The organism is Mucilaginibacter lappiensis (genome assembly GCF_050433765.1).
Classification (GTDB): Bacteria; Bacteroidota; Bacteroidia; order Sphingobacteriales; family Sphingobacteriaceae; genus Mucilaginibacter; species Mucilaginibacter lappiensis_A.
The window spans coordinates 420,557-443,792 of sequence record NZ_JBNPWP010000001.1; the positions used below are offsets into that span (position 1 = coordinate 420,557).

The 23,236-nt window shown below is 40.6% G+C and carries 10 protein-coding genes; 9 read left to right on the forward strand and 1 reads right to left on the reverse strand.

Annotated features, from left to right (window positions below):
* Positions 1-86 precede the first annotated feature (86 nt).
* The 9 genes from M2273_RS01825 (at position 87) to M2273_RS01865 (ending at position 17,565) form a co-directional block, all read left to right on the forward strand.
* Positions 87-2,477 carry an ABC transporter permease gene (locus M2273_RS01825; protein ID WP_429392241.1) on the forward strand — a complete coding sequence of 797 codons (2,391 nt, stop codon included), beginning with the start codon at positions 87-89 and terminating at the stop codon, positions 2,475-2,477.
* Positions 2,478-2,584: 107 nt separating this feature from the next.
* Positions 2,585-4,963 carry an ABC transporter permease gene (locus tag M2273_RS01830; RefSeq protein WP_429392244.1) on the forward strand — a complete coding sequence of 793 codons (2,379 nt, stop codon included), beginning with the start codon at positions 2,585-2,587 and terminating at the stop codon, positions 4,961-4,963.
* A 79-nt stretch (positions 4,964-5,042) separates the two neighbouring features.
* Positions 5,043-7,415, forward strand: coding sequence for an ABC transporter permease (locus M2273_RS01835; protein WP_429392246.1), 2,373 nt, complete (start codon positions 5,043-5,045; stop codon positions 7,413-7,415).
* 78 nt (positions 7,416-7,493) lie between these two features.
* On the forward strand, positions 7,494-9,893 hold the full coding sequence (locus M2273_RS01840; RefSeq protein WP_429392249.1) for an ABC transporter permease: 2,400 nt from the start codon (positions 7,494-7,496) through the stop codon (positions 9,891-9,893).
* 69 nt (positions 9,894-9,962) lie between these two features.
* Positions 9,963-12,344, forward strand: a complete 2,382-nt coding sequence (locus M2273_RS01845) for an ABC transporter permease (RefSeq protein ID WP_429392252.1) — start codon at positions 9,963-9,965, stop codon at positions 12,342-12,344.
* A 308-nt stretch (positions 12,345-12,652) separates the two neighbouring features.
* Complete coding sequence (locus M2273_RS01850) at positions 12,653-13,330, forward strand: ABC transporter ATP-binding protein (RefSeq protein ID WP_429392255.1); 678 nt, start codon at positions 12,653-12,655, stop codon at positions 13,328-13,330.
* Positions 13,331-13,370: 40 nt separating this feature from the next.
* A complete protein-coding gene (locus M2273_RS01855; protein WP_429392258.1) occupies positions 13,371-14,795 on the forward strand; it encodes a TolC family protein in 1,425 nt (474 codons plus the stop codon).
* Between the two features lie 203 nt (positions 14,796-14,998).
* Positions 14,999-15,601, forward strand: coding sequence for a porin family protein (locus M2273_RS01860; protein WP_429392260.1), 603 nt, complete (start codon positions 14,999-15,001; stop codon positions 15,599-15,601).
* A 167-nt stretch (positions 15,602-15,768) separates the two neighbouring features.
* Positions 15,769-17,565: a glycoside hydrolase family 9 protein gene (locus tag M2273_RS01865; protein WP_429392262.1), complete on the forward strand. Its 1,797-nt coding sequence runs from the start codon at positions 15,769-15,771 to the stop codon at positions 17,563-17,565.
* Between the two features lie 48 nt (positions 17,566-17,613).
* On the opposite strand, the gene M2273_RS01870 is transcribed toward M2273_RS01865, so the two are convergent.
* Positions 17,614-23,211, reverse strand: a complete 5,598-nt coding sequence (locus M2273_RS01870) for an alpha-2-macroglobulin family protein (RefSeq protein ID WP_429392265.1) — start codon at positions 23,209-23,211, stop codon at positions 17,614-17,616.
* Positions 23,212-23,236: the final 25 nt, after the last annotated feature.

The window sequence follows — 23,236 nt, forward strand, 5'->3', positions numbered from 1 at the left end:
CCGAAAGCTTCTTTTAATATTTAGTAGCTGAAGTTTAGGGTTTGGAAATTAACATTTAGAGTTTCAGAATTAGCATTTTAAATATCATGGTAAAGAACTATTTTAAAATTGCCTGGCGCAACATGGTGAACAACAAGGTTTACAGCGCTATTAATATATTGGGTTTGGCAGCCGGTATGGCCGTTGCTTTACTCATTGGCTTATGGGTGGTTAATGAGTATTCATACGATAAGTTTTTGCCGAATTATAAGCAATTATATCGTGTTGAGTTGAATTTCACCTCGCAACATGACGGCGAACATACGCAAACTGCAATGGCAATCCCATTGGTTGACGTGTTAAGGAAGGAAATCCCCGAAATTAAACATGCTGCCGAAACAGATTGGGTAGGGTGGCAATGGCACTCATTATTGGTAGGCGACAAAAAGCTTTATCTCGGCGGCGGGGCTACTGCTCCTGATTTTTTAAAAATATTTCAATATCCATTTGTGAAAGGTAGTGCCAAAGATGCTTTAACAGATCCATATTCTATTGTATTAACCGAGTCAACAGCCAAGGCTTTATTTGGCAATGCCGACCCTATAAATAAACTTGTCCGTATAGATAATCAGCATAATTTGAAAGTTACCGGTGTTATAAAGGAAATACCTAAAAATGCCACATTACAGTTTAGCTACCTTACTCCATTTAGCTTTAAAGAGCAAACAGAAGACTGGATGAAAAATGCCCGTACTACCTGGACAAATAATTCATTTAATGCATTTGTTGAGTTACAACCCGGCGTTACTTTACAGCAAGTAGCACCTAAAATCAAGAATATTGTATATGACCATAGTCCGCAAATGCGTATTGCAAAGCCTGAGGTGATCCTGCACCCATTAAAGGACTGGCATCTTTATTCCGACTTTAAAAATGGTAAAGCGGTTGGTGGTTTTATTGAATATGTACGTATGTTCAGTATCATCGGTATATTGGTATTGCTTATCGCCTGCATCAACTTTATGAACCTGTCAACAGCCCGCTCCGAAAAACGAGCCCGTGAGGTTGGGGTAAGGAAAGCCATCGGCTCGCAACGCAGCGACCTGATTATCCAGTTTTTGGCCGAATCCATTTTGATCACTTTTATTGCATTTTTGTTTTCCATACTTTTTGTACAGCTATCGCTGCCTTCTTTTAACACATTGGTAAACAGTTCTATCAGCATACCTTATAGCAACCCTGTGTTTTGGAGCATCATGATATTTTATGTGCTGCTAACTGGCTTGCTGGCCGGCAGCAGGCCAGCATTCTACCTGTCGTCATTTAACCCGGTAAAAGTTTTAAAGGGAGCAATTCAGGTGGGTAAAACGGCATCATTGCCGCGTAAGGTGTTGGTTGTGATACAGTTTAGCTGGTCTATTGCTTTGATCATCAGTACTGTTATTGTTTATCAGCAAATACAACATGCCAAAAGCCGGCCTACCGGCTACAGTGCCGACAGGTTAATGATGACCGACATGAGCGGGGATTTAAATAACAAATATGATGCGCTTAAAAACGACCTGATGGCAACCGGGATGGTAGAAAGTGTTGCTGCTGCCTCAAGCCCGGTTACCAATATTTATAGTCACATGTCGCTTGATAAATGGCCGGGTAAAAACGCCGGCGATGAAGCGGTAAATATTGGGGCGATATTCGTATCTGACAACTATTTTAAAACCCTTGGTATGACATTTAAAGAGGGTCGGGACTTTACAAACAGCTGGACCGCCGACTCAACAAGTGTTATACTCAACGAAACTGCTGTAAAAAGGATCGGTCTTAAAAATCCAATAAATCAGTTAATAACCTGGAACGGTAATACTACACCTGTGCGAATTATTGGGGTGGTAAAAGATGCCCTGATGGAATCGCCGTTTACACCCGTTGCGCCGGCTATTTTTAGTCACGGACATGTAGCTAATACGATCATGTACCGCCTGGCGCCTAATATCAATACACAAGATGCTATTGCTAAGCTTACCAAAATATTTGATTCCTATAATCCGGCCTATCCATATATCTACCAGTTTGTTGACGATGAATACAATCACAAATTTAACATGGAAATGCTGGTAGGCAAACTGGCAGGTGTTTTTGCCGGGTTGGCCATTTTAATTTCATGCCTCGGCCTATTTGGTTTGGCAGCTTATGTAGCCGAACAGCGTACAAAGGAAATAGGGATACGTAAAGTATTAGGGGCTTCAGTAGCACAGGTATGGCTATTGTTATCCAAAGATTTTATTTTATTGGTCATTATTAGTTGCGTAGTAACATCGCCAGTGGCTTTTTACTTTTTACAAAACTGGCTGCAGAAATATGATTACCGTATAACCATAGGGCCAGGAGTATTTGTACTATCGGCAATTGTAGCTATTGTTATAACCTTAGTTACTATTAGTTTCCAGGCCATTAAAGCGGCACTTACCAATCCGGTTAAAAGCTTAAGAAGTGAATAAAGAAAAGCCAAAAGCCTAAAGCTCAAAGCCTAAAGCTTTTTTAGTATTTAGAGTTTAGGTTTTAGAATTTAGAGATTAGAGTTTAGAAATTAGAATTTAAAAATATCATGATAAAGAATTACATTAAAATTGCCTGGCGTAACCTCAAGCGCAATAAGGCTTACGCGGCTATCAGCGTTATTGGTTTGGCATTAGGTATTGCCTGTGGCATACTGATCTTTACGCTGATCACCTACCACCTCAGTTTTGATACCTTTCATAACAATTCTGACAGGATCTTCCGGTTGTATACCGAGTGGCATGATGATGGTATTGGCAAATCAAATGGGGTGCCGCAACCTTTAGGTAAAACTTTCAGAAATGATTTTACCCTTGCCGAAAAAACTGCAAGGGTTATCAATTTTCATGATAATTTAATTACCATAACAAAAGGCAATGAGGTTAAAAAATTCAGAGAAGAGAATGGAGTGGCTTTTACCGAACCACAGTATTTTGATATCTTAAATTTCCCATTGCTTAAAGGCGACAAAAAAACGGTATTGGTACAGCCCGGCGAAGCTATTATAACTGAAAAAATAGCCCACAAATACTTTGGCGGCGAAAATGCCATCGGAAAGGTTTTTCGCCTGGATAATAAGGTGAATTTTACGATTACCGGCATTTTAAAAGATCTGCCTGCAAATACTGATCGTAAACAGGAGATCTATGTTTCTTATGGTAATATGGACGAATATACTGATAAACGCCGTGAAGATAACTGGGGCGGAGTATATAGTGGCAGTGAGGCATTTACACGTTTAAAGCCAACTGTGACTATGGCACAGGGTAATAAAGCCATGGCCGAGATCGTAAAAAAGCATTATACAGGCCGCGATCTGAAAGTTTGGTTCTTTAAATTACAACCGCTTAACGATATGCACTTCAATGCAGAATTAGATGGCTATGCTGACAAAAAGTATCTATGGGCATTATTTTTTATAGGCATATTCCTCATCATAACCGCCTGCGTAAACTTCGTAAACCTGGCTACTGCACAAGCTCTTAACCGGTCAAAAGAGGTTGGAATCCGTAAAGTACTGGGCAGTTTGCCTTACCAGCTTTTTTGGCAGTTTATTGCGGAAACTGCTTTAATTACAATTGTGGCGGTTATTGTAGCCATTGGTTTATCATACATCGCCCTACCCGCCATAAATCATTTGTTCCAATCAGAAATGGTGTTTAACAAAGGGCAGCTATTTGTTTTTATAATTTTTATAAGTATTGTAGTGATCTTTCTGTCGGGTTCATATCCGGGCCTGGTGCTTGCAAGATTTCAACCCATACTGGCACTTAAAAGTAAACTTTCGCAAAAGCATATAGGTGGGTTCTCATTACGCAGGATCCTGGTTGTAACCCAGTTCTCTATTTCGCAGATCTTAATTATAGGTACCATTATTATTGTATCACAATTGCATTACTCACAAACTGCCGATCTTGGATTTAATAAAGATGCCATAGTGTTGCTGCCTGTACCGCAAAACGATAAGGTAAAACTGAACACCATGCGTAACCGGATAAATGAAGTACAAGGGGTTGAAAAAGTTTCCTATTGTTACAGGCCACCTGCATCACAATCAAATAATACTACAGGTGTTAATTTTAACCACAGAGCCGAGGAAGAGCATTGGGGTATTAATACTAAAACAGCCGATGAAAACTATATTGCCACTTTTGGATTAAAGCTGGTGGCCGGCAGGAATTTTTTTCCTGCCGATTCAACAAGGGAGTTTGTAGTGAATGAAACCTTTGTGAAAAAACTTAACCTGAAACCGCAGGATGTTATTGGCAAAATGTTGAGTATAAACGGAAAATCAACAACGGCACCAATAGTGGGTGTAGTTAAAGACTTTTATAATTATTCATTCCATGGTGAAATTTCACCGGTGTGCATTATGCCTAATTATGGAGGATATTCAACCTGTGCTGTTAAGATCAATATGCGCAATGCCAAAGCGTCGCTGGCTGCATTCGAAAAGATCTGGAATGAAACTTTCCCTGAAGAACTTTATTCATACCAGTTCCTGGATGATAGCATTAACAAGTTTTATGAGATGGATAATATTTTGCTTACCCTTATCGAGGCATTTGCAGGTATTGCCATAGTAATAGGCTGTTTAGGCCTGTATGGCTTAGTATCATTTATGGCCGTGCGTAAAACAAAAGAAATTGGTGTGCGCAAAGTGCTGGGTGCCAATATACAGCACGTTTTATGGTTGTTTGGTAAGGAATTTACAAAGCTATTATTGATAGCGTTTGTAATTGCCGCCCCGCTGGCCTGGTGGGCTATGAACAATTACCTGCAAGATTTTAAATATCGTATAACCATTGGCCCAGGCATTTTTCTGGTGTCCATATTATTAACATTTATTATTGCTTCTATAACGGTGGGTTATCGCTCCATTATTGCAGCGTTGGCCAATCCGGTTAAAAGTTTAAGAAGCGAATAAGATTAAAAGCGCAAGGCTTAAGGCTCAAAGCCGAAAGCTTTTTTAGTATTTAGAAATTAGGTTTTAGAGTTTTAAATGTATGATCAAGAATTATTTAAAAATTGCCTGGCGCAACATTATCAATAATAAAGTTTATAGCGCTATTAACATACTTGGATTGGCGGCCGGAATGGCTGTTGCGTTACTAATTGCGCTATGGGTTAATAATGAGTTTTCGTATGATCGGTTTTTACCAGATTCGGACAGGTTATACCAGGTAAGGCGTAATTTTAACAGTAATGGAGAAACCCTCACGTTTAGTACCACATCACTTAAACTGGCTGATGCGTTACGGAGTAATATTCCAGAAATTGAATATGTGGCAGAATCTGATGGTGGCAGTTCACATGGCTTAATGGTGGGTGATAAAAAGCTTTACCTTGACGGTATAGAATCAGGAAACGATTTTTTTAACATGTTTAAATATCCCATGCTACGGGGTAGTGCCGGTACTGCATTGAAAGATCCTTTCTCTATTGTGCTCACACAAGCCACAGCTATAGCATTATTTGGTACCGATAATGTGATTAACAAGGTAGTTAAGATTGATAATGCTTATAATTTAAAGGTGACAGGGGTTATAAGAGATGTACCTTCAAATTCGGCAATGCAATTTGTTAAATATGTTATTCCATTTAGCTTTTTAGAGCAAACTGAGGTTTGGATGAAAGTATCACACGGTAGTTTTGGTTTTAATGCATTTTCAATATACGTAAAACTTAAACCCGGTATTACTTATGCCCAGGTAGCCCCTAAAATTAAAAATATAGAAAAAGGTGAGGATAACATCAACGCCAAAAACTCTGATGTGATCATGCAGCCTATGCCAGACTGGCATTTATATTCTGATTATAAGAACGGCATAGCCAGCGGTGGCTTTATTGAATATGTGCGCATTTTTAGCATTATAGGTATTTTAGTTTTATTGATAGCCTGCGTTAACTTTATAAACCTAACCACAGCACGATCTGAAAAACGGGCACGTGAAGTAGGTATCCGTAAAGCCGTCGGTTCACAGCGTATACATCTTATCTTCCAGTTTTTAATAGAATCTACACTGATCACTTTTATGTCCTTTGTATGCGCTGTGCTTTTTGTACAACTGGCTTTAGATCCTTTTAACAGACTTACGGGTACCGTGATCCGTATTCCATTTGATAGCTTTACTTTTTGGCTGGTGACAATTAGTTGTGTGTTAGTTACAGCGCTCATCGCAGGCAGCAGGCCGGCTTTTTACCTATCGTCATTTAATCCTGTTAAAGTTTTAAAAGGAACTATACAAGTTGGCCGGTCGGCATCCTTATCAAGAAAGGTATTAGTGGTGATGCAGTTTAGCTGTTCTATAGCTCTTATTATAAGCACAGTTGTAATTTACCGACAAATACAGTATGCCAAAAACAGGCCAACAGGTTTTAGTATTGACCGTTTGATGGCTACGAATTTAAACAACGATCTCAGTAAAAATTACCCTGCCCTTAAAAATGAGCTGTTACAAAGCGGTATAATTGAAAGTATTAGTAATGCGTCAAGCCCGGCCACTGCTGTTAATATGCACAATAACATTGAGCAATGGCCAGGTAAACTGGCCGGCGAAACAGTTGAAATGGGCATTGTATCCATAGCCGATGGCTATTTTAAAACATCTGGAATGCAGATGCTAACCGGCCGGGATTTTAATAACAAGGCATCAGATACCGCCAATGCAATATTTAACGAGGCTGCTGTTAAACGTTTGCGATTAAAAGAACCCATCAGCCAGGTTATTACTTACAATGGAAAACGGGTAAAAATAATTGGGGTTGTGAAAGATGCATTGATGGGTTCGCCCTTTGCTAAGGCTGAGCCAAGCATGTTCCTGTATAGTACCTACCCACAGTATAATATTATTTATCGGCTCGCTCCAAATGTAAATCCGCATAGCGCTGTTGAAAAGATCAGCCAGATATTTTCTAAATACAATCCGGCTTATCCTTTTATCTACAGGTTTGTTGATGATGATTATAACAGCAAATTTAGCCAGGAAGTATTAGTAGGTAAGCTATCGGGTATTTTTGCAGGACTGGCCATTTTAATATCATGTCTTGGTCTGTTTGGGCTTGCAGCTTATATTGCCGAGCAGCGCACCAAAGAAATAGGCGTACGTAAGGTATTAGGCGCCACAGTGAGCCAGTTATGGTTTTTATTATCTAAAGATTTTGTGTTGCTGGTAATCATCAGTTGTGTAATAGCGTCGCCGGTTTCGCTTTACTTTTTGCAAAACTGGCTGCAGAAGTATGATTACCGCATAAATATTGGCCCGGGCGTTTTCATCATTTCGGCAATTGCGGCCATCGTTATTACTTTAATAACCATAAGTTTCCAGGCTATTAAGGCGGCAATTGCCAATCCTGTTAAGAGTTTACGAAGCGAATAAATAAAAGCCCAAAGCTTAAAGCTCAAAGCCGAAAGCTTTTTTAGTATTTAGAAATTAGCATTTAGTATTTAAAATATCATGATAAAGAACTACATAAAAATTGCTTGGAGAAATATCTGGAAAAACAAGGTTTTTTCGGCTATTAATATCGTAGGCCTATCCGTTGGTATGGCTGCCTGCATTGTTATTATGTTGTTTGTTTTTTATGAAAAAAGCTTTGATAGCATGCACTCAAAAAACATTTACAGGTTAAATGAGGTGCAAAAGTTTGAGGGCATGGGAGCATCGCAAAAGGTGGCTTTATCTATGTTCCCGATGGGGCCAACTTTAAAAAGTGAATTCCCCGAAATTAAAAACTTTACACGGGTGCGCTGGCAGCAAAAGTTTCAAATAACATATCAGCTAAAAAAAATATTTTCGCCACAGGTATTTTTTGTCGATTCGACATTCTTAAAAATGTTTGATTTTAAACTGCTGCGTGGCGACAGAGAAACTGCTTTGTTAAAACCTCACAGCGTTTTACTTACTGAACAAACTGCAAAAAAAATATTTGGTAATGCAGACCCTATGGGTAAAACCATCACCCACTATGGCAACGACACAACAAGTTACGCTGTAACCGGAATTTTAGCTGATGTTCCTAAAAATTCACAACTGCAATTTGATGCCTTGTTTTCGTTCAATACCATTTTTAACCCGCGAATGTTCACAAACTGGGGCGGCAACTGGTTAAATACTTATCTGGAACTTGTTCCGGGTACTGATATAAAGGCCCTTGAAAAGAAATTTCCGGCTTATCAAAAAAAGTATATGCGTGCAGATAATTGGAAATTTTACGAATTATTCCTGTTATCACTTAAAGATGTTCATGCAAACGCTGCCGATATAGGGCTGGATTATATCAATTTTCAAAAATTCGATCAAAAACTTACCAATCTTTTTGGTGTAATTGCATTGATTGTATTGGTAATCGCTTGCATTAATTTTATTAATCTGTCTACAGCACGATCAGCAGAAAGGGCTAAGGAAGTAGGGGTACGTAAATCCATAGGCGCCCAGCGCTTTCAGCTTGCTTTGCAATTTTTAGGCGAAACAGTATTGCTTTCCCTGATCGCCTTAATTTTTGCGTCCATATTGGTTGCATTTGCATTGCCTTATATAAATAACCTTAGTCAGCGCGATATAAGTTTGCCATTAATGAATAACGCTGGGCTAATCATGCTTATATTTTTAGCTGCTGTATTTATCGGGATACTTTCAGGCATTTACCCGGCAGTATTTCTGTCCTCCTTTCAACCCGTTAAGGTATTAAAAGGGTCTGTTGAGACCGGAAAAAACAAAGGGTCGTTGCGGAACATTCTTGTTGTAGGCCAATTTACAAGTGCTATTATATTAATGATCGCTACCATTTTTGTTATTAAGCAATTGCGCTTCATGCAAAAGCGCGACCCTGGTTTCAATCGCGATCAGGTAGTTACAATACCGTTAAATATGGTATCACCGGCTCAATATGACGTTTTAAAACAACAACTACTAACCAGCTCACTGGTACAAGGCGTTACTGGTGCGCAAGATATATTGGGCAGCCATCTTGATCAAACCGGTGTTGAGTTTAGAATAGGTGACTCACCATTGCGCACCTTAACCTCAACCTTATTGGTGGTTGATCATGACTATCTTGATCTTTATAAAATAAAACTGGCAATGGGCAAAAACTTTTCTTCGGAAAAATCGGCCCGGGGTAAAGAATATATTATTAATGAGGCTTTGGCTAAAGAACTCCTTAAAGATCATAAAAATACGCCCATGTCTGCTTTGATTGGGCAGCATTTTGGTTTTGATTCCACAGGTGTTATTACCGGTATTGCCAAAGACTTTAATTTTAATTCGCTGCATTATAAGATAGAAACCCTTTTTATGGTTAACAATAAGGATTTTGGATTTAGCCAGCTATCAGTTAAAATAAACGGGGCTCGGGCAACGGAGGCTATGGACTATATCAGGTCAACCTGGATGAAGCAGCTTCCTGATCTGCCTTTTGAATATCAATTTCTGGACGATCATTTTAGCGAGGTTTATCGTGTAGACAGCCAGGTAAGTGCTGTAGTTAGCATTTTAGCCGGACTCATCATCATTATTTCCTGTCTTGGCTTATTCGGACTTGCTTCCTATTCGGCCGAAAAAAGGATAAAGGAAATTGGCGTTCGTAAGGTACTGGGAGCCACAGTACAAAACATTGTATTGTTATTATCAAGTCACTTTATAAAGCTTGTCCTTATTGCAAATATTATAGCCTGGCCTATAGCGCTATACGCTATGAATAAGTGGTTGCAGGGTTTTGCGTACCGCATAGAGATAGACTGGTGGGTATTTGCCATAGCCGGTGGAGTTTCGGTGATCATAGCTTTTGCAACAGTAAGTTTTCAATCAATTAAAGCCGCCACAGCAAATCCTGTAAAAAGCTTAAGAAGTGAATAGGATTTAAGCTAAAGTCAGAAAGCTCAAAGCAAAAAGCTTTTTTTTAGAAATTAGAGTTTAACCATTATCATGATAAAAAATTACTTTAAAATAGCCCTACGGAACCTTTGGAGGCACCGTGGCTTTTCATTTATAAACATTGCCGGCTTATCAATTGGTATTACAGCTGGCTTTTTCATTTTTATGTATGTTGCTTTTGAGTTAAGCTATGATAAGCTTCATTCCAAAGCAGATCGTATTTATCGTTTGGTTACGGATATAAAAACACCATCTGAAACTCTTAACACGGGTATAACTTCCTGGGCTTTTGCACCAAACATTAAAGCCGACCTGCCCGAAGTTGAATCTTTTGTAAGAATAAGCGGCGGAAGTTTTTTGGTGAGGAGAGGAAATATCAAATTCCAGGAAGAGCGGTCAATGTTTGCCGATTCGGCATTTTTTAAAGTTTTTGATTTTAAATTATTAAAAGGCGATCCTAAAACCGCGTTAACCACACCTGCCAGCATTGTATTTACAGAATCGACCGCTAAAAAATATTTCGGCAATGCGAACCCTATGGGCCAAACAGTACTGATTACAGGCGATGCAATACCAGCAAAAGTTACTGGCATAATGAAGGACTTCCCTGAGAACTCGCAGATCAAGGCTGATATGGTGATATCTATGACATCCCTTACCCAAAAGTTTAATAAGGGGATAGATGACCAATGGGGTAATTTTGGCGCAACAACTTACCTTTTACTAAAGCCTGGCACCACTCAAAAGGCGCTTGAAGCCAAACTGCCAGCTTTTCTTCAAAACCGCGATGGGGAAGGGATGAAAAAAAGCCAAATGCTTTATACGCTTTTTCTTGAACCTTTAAAAACTGTTTATCTATACTCTAAAAGGGGCGGGCAGGAAACAGGCAGCATCAGCAATGTTTACATATTTGGTATAGTAGCCATATTTATTTTGCTGATTGCCTGTATCAATTTTATAAATCTTACTACTGCGCGTTCGGTTGAGCGGGCTAAAGAGGTCGGCATCCGTAAAGTAGTTGGTGCCGAAAGAGGTCAGTTGGCCGGTCAGTTCATAGGCGAATCGGTAGTGCTTTGTTTAATTGCCTTTATACTCACGCTTATATTTTCGGCAATGCTGCTGCCTATGTTTAACCAACTGGCAGGTAAAACCATAAGTGCGGGTATTTTTTCAAACTGGTACTACCTTACTATTTTGTTTGTTACCTCGGTTGGTATAGGTTTGCTTGCAGGTATTTACCCGGCACTGGTATTGTCGTCGTTTAAACCCGTTATGGTTTTAAAGGGACGGTTCTCTGGCAGTAACAAAGGGAACGTTTTACGTAAAACGCTGGTTGTTGCCCAGTTCAGTATATCCATAGCACTAATTATAGGCACTATTGTGGTTTATACCCAGATGGATTTTATGCGTAACCGCGATCTGGGTTTTAGTAAAGACCAGATGCTGGTACTCAATACTAACGGCGATCCGGCTAAAGATGCTTTAAAACAAGCCATTTCATTGCTGCCCGGTGTAAAGTCAACCGCATCGGCTTCCAGTATCCCGGGTGGGGGCAATTCTGGCGCTTACTCTGAAATTGAAAACAAGAAAGGTGACCTGCAAATAGCTAACCTCGATCTGTATTTTGTTGATTATGACTATGTGGACCAGTTTAAAATTAAGATGGTTGCCGGCCGTTCCTTCTCGCGTAGCTTTGGTACCGATACAGCTCAGGCCATGCTGATCAATGAGGCAGCTGTTAAACTATTTGGTTATAGCTCGCCGCAGCAAGCCATAGGCAGGCGCTTTAAACAATGGGGGCGCGAAGGTAAAATAGTGGGTGTAATGAAAGATTTTCATTTCCGCTCATTACAGGAGGTGATAAAGCCATTAACAATGCGTATCGAATTGCGCAACCTTGATCTGATCACCGTAAAAGTATCACCTAAAAACTTATCATCAACACTGGCACAAATTGAAAGCAAATGGAAAGTACTGGTCCCAAACAGGCCATATAATTATTACTTTTTAGATGAATTTTTTGACAGACAATATCGCAGCGAGCAGCGCTTTGGTAAACTGTTCTTTAATTTTGCCGTACTCGCCATATTCATATCATGCTTAGGTTTGCTTGGTCTTGCATCATACAGCACGCTACAGCGTACCCGTGAAATAGGTATCCGCAAAGTACTGGGCGCTTCTGTACCAGGTATTGTAAATCTGCTTTCTGTTGATTTTCTGAAACTGGTTATAGCATCCTTTTTTATAGCCATGCCATTAGCATGGTACTTTATGCATAAGTGGCTGCAAGACTTTGCTTATCGCATTGATATTAGTTGGTGGGTATTTGTTTTGGCCGGTATCCTGGCTATCATGGTAGCCATTGCGACTATCAGTTTTCAGGCCATAAAAGCAGCTATGAGTAACCCTGTTAAAAGCTTGCGGAGCGAATAGTCTTAAGCATTAAGTTCTAAGTCAAAATCGTTATCACCAACAGGTGCATAAGGGTTTTGACTTTTACTTTTGATTTAAGATTTTTTACTTAGAACTCAATACTTAATACTCATAACTCAAAAACTCCATTGTATCATAACCGTACGCTTCCTGTTACATAAGCGAACAGTATTTATACTGCATGTTTGATGTAATGTATTGATTATTAGAATATTAAAAGTTTGGTATATTATTGATACTTGATTGCCCAAAATGATTTGATATTTTTAAACAAAAACACATACTAATCAAAACCAAATATTTAAAAAATGTTATCACTCCAACATATTTCGAAATACTACCAGGTAAGCGGACTTAAAAATTTTGTACTAAACGATCTGAGCCTTGAAATTGATGAAGGCGAATTTGTTTCTGTCATGGGGCCATCGGGTTCAGGTAAATCATCATTGCTTAATATCATAGGCATGCTTGATGAACCATCAGATGGTTATCATTATTTTGCCGGTCATGCGGTACATCAGCTTAAAGAAAAACAACGCTCGGCACTGTATAAGCAATATGTAGGTTTTGTTTTCCAGGCTTATCACCTGATTGATGAGCTCACCGTTTATGAAAACATTGAAACACCACTTATTTACCAGGATTTTAAGGGCACCGAACGCAAGGCCATGGTGGCCGATATGCTTGATCGCTTTAGCATTGTGGGCAAGAAAGACCTTTTTCCGGCACAATTATCAGGCGGGCAGCAGCAGCTGGTAGGCATTGCCCGTGCCCTGATTGCCAAGCCTAAACTTTTACTGGCCGATGAACCTACAGGTAACCTTAATTCTAAACAAGGAGAGGAGATCATGGAACTGTTCCGTAAGCTGAACAAAGAAGATGGGGTAACTATTATACAGGTAACACATTCCGAAAAAAATGCAGAATACGGTTCGCGTATCATTAATCTTTTGGATGGTAAAATCGAATCTTCAAAACAACTCTGATTATATAATAATGCGATACTTTAAATTTATATTTTTTAGTTTGATTACACTTTCTGCCATTAAAGCTCAGGCTCAGGTCCAAACTCAAACTCAGGTACTAACAGATTCAGTGCTGTCCGTAAAGCAATGTGTTGAAATTGCTATAAAAAATAACCTGGTGGTAAGGCAAAGTGAATTGGATATGCAGCGCTTGCGTGTAGGCTACATCCAGGCAAAAGAAAACCTGTTACCATCTATTAACGGCCAGGTAAATCATAGTATTAATAGTGGGCGTAGTATCAATCCATTTACCAATAGTTATGTAACCCAGTCATATACTTCTGGCGACTACGGTTTAAATGCCGATTTAACGCTATTTAGCGGCTTGCAAAATTTAAATGCAATTAAACAAACATCATTAAATTACCAGGCAGGTAAAATGGATTTCCAACAGGCAAAAGACCAGGTGACCATTAATGTGATAACCGCTTATCTTTTGGTTTTGGATAATACCGAGTTATTGGCCCAGGCTTATAACCAGATTGATGTATCAAAAAAACAAGTTGAAAGATTGGAGATCCTGGAAAAAGAAGGCGCCAATAAATTACCTTCAGATCTGTATGACCTTAAAGGTACTTATGGCGATAACCAACTTAATTTAGTGACTACTAAAAACACGCTTGAGGCATCAAAACTAAACCTGATGCAGATCTTAAATTTACCCTATAAAAAAGACCTAAAGCTGGAACCGGTAAGCGTTCAGGATGTGGCTAAACAGACAGATGAAAACTCTGACCAGATATTTAATACTGCTTTACAACAATTAGCTTATGTAAAAGCAGCAGAGTTAAGACGCCGTGGTGCCGAAAAGGGGGTTAAAGTGGCTAAAGGTGCACTAACACCTACTATCTCATTATTTGGGGGGATATCTACTAATTATTCAAGTGCGGCACAAAATTCTGTAGTAAGAGATTCTTCTATTGTGAACACCGGTGGATTTATAAACACACCCACCGGTCCACAATCTGTTTTTACGAAACAGGCTAACTTTGACAATCATAATATAGGCTATTACGATCAATTTAAAAATAACTACGGCACTCAATTTGGCATTCGTTTAAATATTCCAATATTAAACTACTTTCAAAACCATAACAGGGTAAAACTGGCTAAAATTGATCTTTTAGAATCTAAATACATAGAAGAAAACACGAAGATAGTTTTACGGCAAAATGTTGAACAGGCCTATTTGAACATGACATCAGCCTATAACAGGTATAATGTACTGGTTGATCAGGTTAAAGCCTATGCTGAATCGTTCAGGACGGCCGAAATAAGGTTTAACGCAGGTGTATTAACATCAGTTGACTTTGTGGTTGCTAAAAACAACCTGGATAAGGCTAATATAAACCTGATTAACGCCCGTTATGACTGTTTTATTTATAACAAGATCCTTGATTATTACCAGGGACGGTTAGCGTTATAAAAAAACAAGAATAATGCTGGTTCTGTAAAAAATTTATACTTTTATTTCAGATTTAGTTCTTGATATCCGGCTTATAATGTTTTATTTCAAATTTGTAAAACATTATGAGCCGGATATTGCTAATTAGTAGACATTTGTTTGCTTATGGCAAGTATCAATAAAAATCCAAAACATCTTTTACCTTAAAAACAATTAGAAAAACTATGAAAAAAACAATTATTTTAACATTAAGTATCTGCTTATTTACTATCGGCATGGCGTCGGCACAAATAATACCAAGCTTTGCATTTGGTGTAAAGGGAGGTTTAAATTATGCTGCTTTCCCTTCAAACGGTATATTTAATAATAGTAACCGTGCAGGTTATTTAGCCGGTGTTTGGGCAAGAGTAGGTGGTTTGGGCTTTAATTTTCAGCCGGAACTTTATCTGACCAGTAAAAATATAAATGTTAGCGCACCTAATGAACCCGAAAATAAAGCCAAATTTACAAGCATAGATGTACCTTTATTATTAGGTGGTAAAATTGGTGCTTTGGGTTTAGGTGGCCGTTTTTATGGAGGGCCGGTATTTTCATTTGCAGTTAATAAAGATCAGAGTTTAAGTAGCGCTGCCAGCGATGCGACAAAATTAGATTATAAAAGCGCCAATTACGGGTTCCAGGTAGGTGCCGGTGTTGACATCAGCAGCCTGTCAATTGATTTACGGTACGAGGGTGGCTTAAACAAAATCGCGTATGGAGATGGTAATTCGCACACGCGCGTTAATGTATTTAGCCTTGCCTTAGCGTATAAGTTGTTTTCATTGTAAGATTAAACTACTTGAGTAATACAAAAAAGACCTGCCATTTTGGGCAGGTCTTTTTTGTATTATATTTTTTAAACAATTCGCAATAATAGTATTATACTCATTGTACAGGTTACACTTAAATTTATTGACCAGATTACCGGGTAATAAACGGTATTCATATAACTTGAATGAAAAAAATATCTATTTACCATAGTACTGCTTTGCGTGTAAGCGTATGGACATTTATCATGCTGTTTACTGCCCAGGCAGCTTTATCACAACAAATTGATACATCAGCATCACCTGTAAGGTTGAACCAAATAGGTTTTTATCCAAATGCGGTAAAGAAAGCTATTGTTTTAAATGGGCGGGGCGGCGCTTTCACCATTCAAACCCTTAGTAAAACTATAGTATTTACAGGTATTTTAAAACCATCTGTTAAACCCAGCTTTGGAGGCAAAATAACTTACATAGCCGACTTTAGCGTATTTAATAAACCGGGTAGCTACCGTTTATATATACCTGGTGGAAGTAATTCGTATCCGTTTCAAATAAAGCCTTCGGTACATAAGCCGTTAGCCAACGCGGCTATAAAGGCCTATTATTTTATGCGGGCCTCAACCCCTTTGCCTGCAAAATACGCTGGTAAATGGCAGCGGGCCGAAGGTCACCCCGATACCAATGTATTGATTCATCCATCAGCTGCAAGCGAAAAACGTAAAGCCGGTTCCATGATCAAGTCACCCCGTGGTTGGTATGATGCCGGCGATTATAACAAATACATTGTAAACAGCGGTATAACTACCGGCACATTGCTTTCATTATATGAGGATTTTCCGGCGTACATGAAAACAGTTAAGTTGAACATCCCCGAAAGTGGTAATGGTATACCTGATATATTGAATGAGGTATTATGGAACCTGCGCTGGATGCTCACCATGCAGGACCCTAATGATGGTGGTGTTTATCATAAATTAACCAACGCCGCATTTGATAAGTTTGAGATGCCCGATAAGGGGACGGAACCCCGCTATGTGGTGCAAAAAGGCACAGCCGCCACCTTAGATTTTGCCGCTGTAATGGCACAATCGGCCCGTATATTTAAGCAATATCCGCAACAAGTGCCTGACCTGGCCGATTCATGTCTTAACTCCGCCCAAAGCGCCTGGGCATGGGCGATTAAAAATCCTGATGTAGCCTATAGGCAGGATGAAATGAATGAAAAGTTCAGCCCTAAAATAACTACCGGAACTTATGGCGATAATAATTTTGCCGACGAGTTTATCTGGGCGGCATCTGAACTGTTTGTTACCACACATGATAGCGGTTTCCTGAAAAATATCAACCTGCTTCCTGATGATCCGATGCACGTGCCAACATGGTCGCAGGTTAAGCTGCTGGGGTATTATACGCTGGCGAAAAATACGGTATCTGCGGATGTCAAAAATGTAAAAGACCTGCCCGAAATTAAAAAGCGACTAATAGCTGCAGCCGATGACCTGATAAATGGTGTTGATGATAATGCCTACCAAACAGTAATGACACAATCTATAAAGCATTTTGGATGGGGTAGTACCTCCGAAGCTGCAAACGAAGGTGTTTTATTGATACAAGTTTATAAACTATCGCATAATAAAAAATATCTGGATTATGCTTTGGCTAATCTTGATTACTTATTGGGCCGTAACGCTACAGGTTATTCTTATGTTACCGGCTATGGCAGTAAAACGCCTATGCACCCTCATCACCGCCCGTCGGTAGCCGATGGGGTAACTAATCCGATACCCGGTTTATTGGTTGGAGGAGCCAATCCTGGTATGCAGGATGGTATTCATGTTCCCTCAACTGTACCCGATGAAGCCTATATTGATGACGATAGGGCCTATGCAGCCAATGAAATTGCCATCAACTGGAACGCGCCGCTGGCTTACCTTGCTAATGCTAGTGAAGCCTTGCAACAGGAGCTAAGCAGTTCAAAACAATAAAAATTACTTAAGCAAAAAGCCTTTAGCTTTAGGCTTTTTGCTTAAAGCTTATTTCACTACATCAACCCACTGCCCTTTGATAAGGCTGTTAATGGAATTGTTATACATGGCTTCGCAGTAAACCGCTGGTAAGTAATAATGACCCGCATAAGCAGCGTTCAGCATCACATAATAGGTAACTTCTTTACCTTCAGTTAAGCTAAAATAGGTGTTCACCCTATCATCGCGTATGTCGCGATAATCAGATGGGGATGACTTAAATACCTCATCATTATTCAACATTCGGCTGTTCAGTATTTCCCATCCCGATGGGAAGATCTGGGTAAGGGCCAGATTGTCATACCGGCCACGTTTGCCCGGGTTTTTGATATTCACCTGGGCCACAAAATCAGTACCTTGTTTTAAGGATGTTGGGTCAACCGGTTTGCCGCTCATGGTAAAATAGCCAACCCTCATTTGCATGATCTGCGGATCAATAAAAGTTTTAACATCTAGGCCAGATGAGGGCTGTCCTTTTTGTATTAACCTTACATACAGTTTATTGGTGCCGTTGTTTTTAAGCGTTACTTTACCTCCGTTTGCTGCCAAACCGGCCTGCCAGATATAAGATGCTGAGTTGACATCCGTTTTAGTAGTTCCCGATTGATAGTTAAAGGTAAGCTTACCAGCAGCCTTGTTTTGCCCGCAATATTGCGCAATAGCAATAAGTGAATAAGCAGTGGTTTGGGTGCTGTACCAGTCATCCTGAGATAATCTTGCTGCTACCGTGCGCAATAATCCGGCAGCTTTTTGCTGCTGCCCAAGCAGGGTGAGGGTTTCCAGGATCATGGCCTCATCGCGCAGATCAGATCCATAAGTACCGTACATGGTGTAGTATGGTTTAATAGTAAGGGGTAAACCCGCTACCATTCTTAAGCCCATTTCTGGTTGCCCGGCAAGTTTATAGGCCGCGGCCAAACGCCATTTACCTTCTATACTCAAATACTTAAACTCTCGCAGGCGGTTCATAGCGCCTAATTCTGGTGAGCGCGCTAAAGCCAGCAGGTATAAACGGTAAGCCTGGTTCAGGTCGGCACCATAAAAACTTCGGGAATCAGGTGCCCAGGTTAAAGCTTTTTGTTTCTGATATTTTTTCCATTGCTCCATAAATCCTAATGGCATACTGTAGCCTTTAGCCTGTGCAGCCAGCATAAAGTGGCCGGCATAATTGGTTCCCCATTCGTCTGCATTGCCGCCATCTGGCCAATAGCTCAAACCACCGCCTTGTACCTGGAAGCCATTTAGCCTGCTGATAGTGGCTTTGATATTCCGCTCTGCTTCGGCCTTTTGAATAGGCGAAAGATCAAGCAGCTGACCTAAATATAATTGCGGGAATGCCGAAGAGGTGGTTTGCTCCACACAGCCATGAGGATAAGCTATCAGGTAATCCAATCGTTTACTCAGGTTCAATGGCGGGATGCTGGCTATCTCCAGGGTGTTTTTATTAGTACCGCTGATGCCAACCGGCTGATAGGCGGTGCTCCAAACCTCGCCAGGTTTAAGTTCCTTTTCTAAAACCCGGGTAACCGGCGGATTGGGGTTACGTACATTAAGCTCCACATCATAAGCAGCTGTTTCCGAACCGCTTTTGGCTATGATCTTAACTTTGCCTACACCCACAAAATCCTTAACGTTCAAATCAAAAGTAACCAGCTGATCGCCGGTTTTGGTAAAGGTGAGCGTTTTCTGGTTATTGCCGGCCAGGTTACTGAACGCGTTTGATTGTACCGATACCGTAACAGTTTTAATATTTGGTTCCATGGCAAATACAGTAACCGGCAATTGTACCTTTTCTGCCGGGCCAAGTACACGCGGCAGGGTAGCCAGTATCATCAACGGCTTTTTAACGGCTACGGCTTTTTCAGTCATACCGTAGCTGCCATCGTGCCCGGCAATTACCATTGCCTTTACTGAGCCTACGTATTGGGGAAGTTTAAAGGGCGTGGTTTGCTTTTCGCCCTTGTCGAGGTGGAATGGCCCCATGAATTTTACAACGGGCTTAAAACGATTTACAGACACGTTTCTGTTGTTGCCCAAATTACCGTCACCACCTATACTTAAAATACGTTCCAGTCCCCCGCCAAAAGCACCTATCACATAATCAAACAAGTCCCAGGTTTTTACGCCAAGGGCCTCCCGGGCATAAAAGGCATCGTGCGGATCAGGGGTTTTATAATTGGTAATGTCAAGCAGCCCCTCATCTACAATGGCTATGGTATAGGTCATTTCCTTGCCCGATGCTTCTGATACAGTAATAGCCGATTGTGTTTCGGGCCGGATCTTATCAGACATGCTGATCACCGGTTTCAGTATTGTTTCGGGATTGTCAACCTGCAGCGGGATAGCACCGTACATTCGTATGGGCAGGTCATTTACTGTTTGGGAATGCCTTTGCAACAGGGTAACGTTTACAAAAACGTTAGGGGCCATGGTTTCGTCAACCGTAAAGCGGTATTGGGTTTGGCCTTTTTTAGTATCTATCCAGGTGGTTTTTAAAACCTTGCTGCCGTTTTCAAAACTGATCAGTGCATGTCCATCAGCAGCAGTAGGGATGGTGAGCGTGGCCTGTTCGCCAACTTTATAACTTGTCTTGTCGGACGTGAAAGATAACATAGCTGCCTCGGTAGGATTACTTTGCTGTAACCTTTCTGACCAGTTTGGCCAATCTACATAAATGAACTTCCCGGTGGAGTGGCCTGTTTGCTCGTCCTTTACTTTGATCAGGTAACGGCCCCAATCTGCCTTTGGGATGCGTAAGGTCCATTTCCCGCGTCCGTTGTTAAGCTGTACGCTTTCGGTTTTTATAAGTTTGTTAAACTTGTCTTGCGTAAAATTGCTTGTTTCGTCACCTGTCTGATCCCACCACCAGCGCCATTGTACTTTGTATAGCTCCAGTTGTACATTGCGGGCGCCGGTAAAGGCGTTGCCATTCACATCAACATCTGCAATGTCAATCTGGTGATCTTTATCCGTAACCAACATACCTGATAGCTCGCTGCCTGCTGGTGTTTTAATCCCAACATAACCAGGGTAAACATTATAAGGCATAGTGGTTTGCTGTATACTGAAATTGCCGCCCGGTTCAAAAACCTTTACCAGGAAATTTGCCCTCAACTGTCCCGGCGCTTGTTTTTCTACATTGATATTGGCATTAACTGTGGCCGTACCTTCGGCGCTAAGCTTACCATCAAAAACGGTTTGAGTTTGTGTATTAAATGCAAGGGTTGGGTCGTCAAAAACGTAACCCTCATATTTTTTAAAGTTTGTTGCCTGCGGCGATAAAAAGGCATCGACCTTAGCTTTCAGGTTTTGTGCCGCGCCGCCAAACAGCCACTGCGCGCTTAACTTACCATCAGCATTATTACCTTTAGTAAGCTCGGCAGCGTTACCGAACGACAGGCTCAGTTTCATGCGGTTAGGCATAATAGTCTCCACCTTGATCTTCTTCTCAAACAAAGCACCGCCAACTTTTACTTTGGCAGTCCAGTTTCCGGTAGGTGATGAGGTTTCGGTAGCTGTATGAAAGCTGTAAAAACCATCCAAAGCTGTTGTTTTATTGATGCGCCTGTAAAGTTTACCATTAGGATCATACAATTCAAACTCTACCGGGTGATCGGGAGGAAGGGTTTTTAATTTATCTTCGAGGATAAAGGAAACGTAGATCGAATCGCCAGGGCGCCAAACACCACGTTCGCCATAAATAAAACCTTTTAAGCCACTTTGTACCTCCTCGCCACCCACGTTAAAACGGGTTAGCGGCAGGGAGCTGCCATCATCGAGTTTTAAATAGCCCCGTTGTGCGCCTTTTTTAGCTACCAACAGGTAAGGTTTGCGTTTAAGGTCGAACTTAACTATTCCGTCTCCACCCGATGTGGTTTTATAGATCACTTGTTTCTGATAATCAAGCAGCTCAAGATCCACATTACCCATCGGTTGGGCGCTTAAAATATCAGTTACAGCTACAAGCATACTGTTATTGGTACCCCGTTTGGCAATAAGACCTATGTTTGACGCTATGATATTACGTGTGGCCCAGCGTTGTTTAGTGAAATAGGAGGGGGTACAGGCATTGTCCCTTTCCTGCCAGTTATAGCCTTCGGGATAAAAATTATCGTATCTCGCCCAAAAATCGTCATCCTCGTCATTTACTTTACCGCTATTATTGCTGTAATCACCACCATACTCATCACCATCGTCCTCGCCTTTTTTTACACCCGCACCCGGGATATTGCAGTTATACAACGAATATTCTTTCCTGAAACCAATCACAACCCGGTAAATAGCGCCCGGTTCTGTACGGATCATCTGGTCGATATCCAGCATGAAGCGGTTCTTTTTGTTCAGATTTAACCCTTTGTCGGTATCAAGCCTGATGGTTTTTTGAATAATTGGCTTACCCACCTGGCGCAGTTCGGCTCCTCCATCAAAACCATTATTCTGAAAATATTGCGGTACGTTACTTTCATATATTTTAATGATGCTCACATCAACCGCGTTTAAATTCACTGCCTCAAAAGGCATCATCAGTTTGCCCGAATCGGGGAGGATCACCCCTTTGCCAGGGATGGTTACATTAGGTAGCCTGTTCTCAAAAAACACATTAGCTGTATAGGTTTTGGTGATCTTTTTGTGCGATATGTTTTCGACCCCCTCGTTTACAAACACGCTATAATTCCCCTGCAGGCGTTCGGGCGCATAAACTTTTACGGTACTGCCATCAATGGTATAAGCAGCATCGGCAATATTACTGATGCCTATTAAGCCGTTAAGTTCTTGTCCAACCATAATGGCATCAGAGAATTGAACCAAAACGTATTGGTCATTGTCTTGCACGGCGCGTATGTCCAGTACCTTAAAATCGCCGATGACGGGTACATCAAAACGCTGATCGCCTTTTTTATCTACATTTAAACTACCACCATTCCAGCTCACCGTAACCGGGGTAACCTTACCCGACTGCCTTTTTAAACCTGTTATCTTAAAATGATGCGTTTTAGTACCTGTATTATGCTCCCAATTTACTTTAACCGGGAATTCATAATTTACCGTAATGAGTTTTTCAATGAGGGTTGGGTCTTCTGTATCCGCAGTTTGTACCAGGCCATCCAGCTTCATTTCATCGGTAGATGTACTGGTTGCAGTTTGCAAGCCGTTAAAGCTTACATTAAAATCGGGCTTTACAACCTGGAAACCAAACTTAAAATGTTCAAATTTATTGGGAACCTCTATTAATTTCCCGAGATCAAAATCGGCGGTATAGTTTTTTTCGGGATCAAGTTTGTTTGCAGGCCTGAATTCAATTGTACGGGCATCTATCCAGTATGCCTTTCCTTTTATCGATGGGGAAAAGTCAAATAGATCATCGCTAACCTGTTCGTTTTGTTGATGGGTAACCTGCACCTGGCTTGCCAGGCGGATCCTGATGGGGCTTTCTTTGGATATAACACCGGTAGTATATGACTCAATATATTTACTAAAGGCCGGGTCGACCCTCATTTTTTTATGGTCATTGGCAACAATGTAAACGACTAACAAAATCAGTACAAGAGATGTAATGATAGTTATTAAGGTTTTACGCTTGCGGAATCTGGTATATCCGTTCTCCATGAAATAGGTTTATTTATTACCATGT

Excerpts from the sequence above, each read along its gene's own strand:
- M2273_RS01825 (WP_429392241.1), top strand. The coding sequence starts at position 87 with ATGGTAAAGAACTATTTTAAAATTGCCTGGCGCAACATGGTGAACAAC.
- M2273_RS01830 (WP_429392244.1), top strand. The coding sequence starts at position 2,585 with ATGATAAAGAATTACATTAAAATTGCCTGGCGTAACCTCAAGCGCAAT.
- M2273_RS01835 (WP_429392246.1), top strand. The coding sequence starts at position 5,043 with ATGATCAAGAATTATTTAAAAATTGCCTGGCGCAACATTATCAATAAT.
- M2273_RS01840 (WP_429392249.1), top strand. The coding sequence starts at position 7,494 with ATGATAAAGAACTACATAAAAATTGCTTGGAGAAATATCTGGAAAAAC.
- M2273_RS01845 (WP_429392252.1), top strand. The coding sequence starts at position 9,963 with ATGATAAAAAATTACTTTAAAATAGCCCTACGGAACCTTTGGAGGCAC.
- M2273_RS01850 (WP_429392255.1), top strand. The coding sequence starts at position 12,653 with ATGTTATCACTCCAACATATTTCGAAATACTACCAGGTAAGCGGACTT.
- M2273_RS01860 (WP_429392260.1), top strand. The coding sequence starts at position 14,999 with ATGAAAAAAACAATTATTTTAACATTAAGTATCTGCTTATTTACTATC.
- M2273_RS01865 (WP_429392262.1), top strand. The coding sequence starts at position 15,769 with ATGAAAAAAATATCTATTTACCATAGTACTGCTTTGCGTGTAAGCGTA.
- M2273_RS01870 (WP_429392265.1), bottom strand. The coding sequence starts at position 23,211 with ATGGAGAACGGATATACCAGATTCCGCAAGCGTAAAACCTTAATAACT.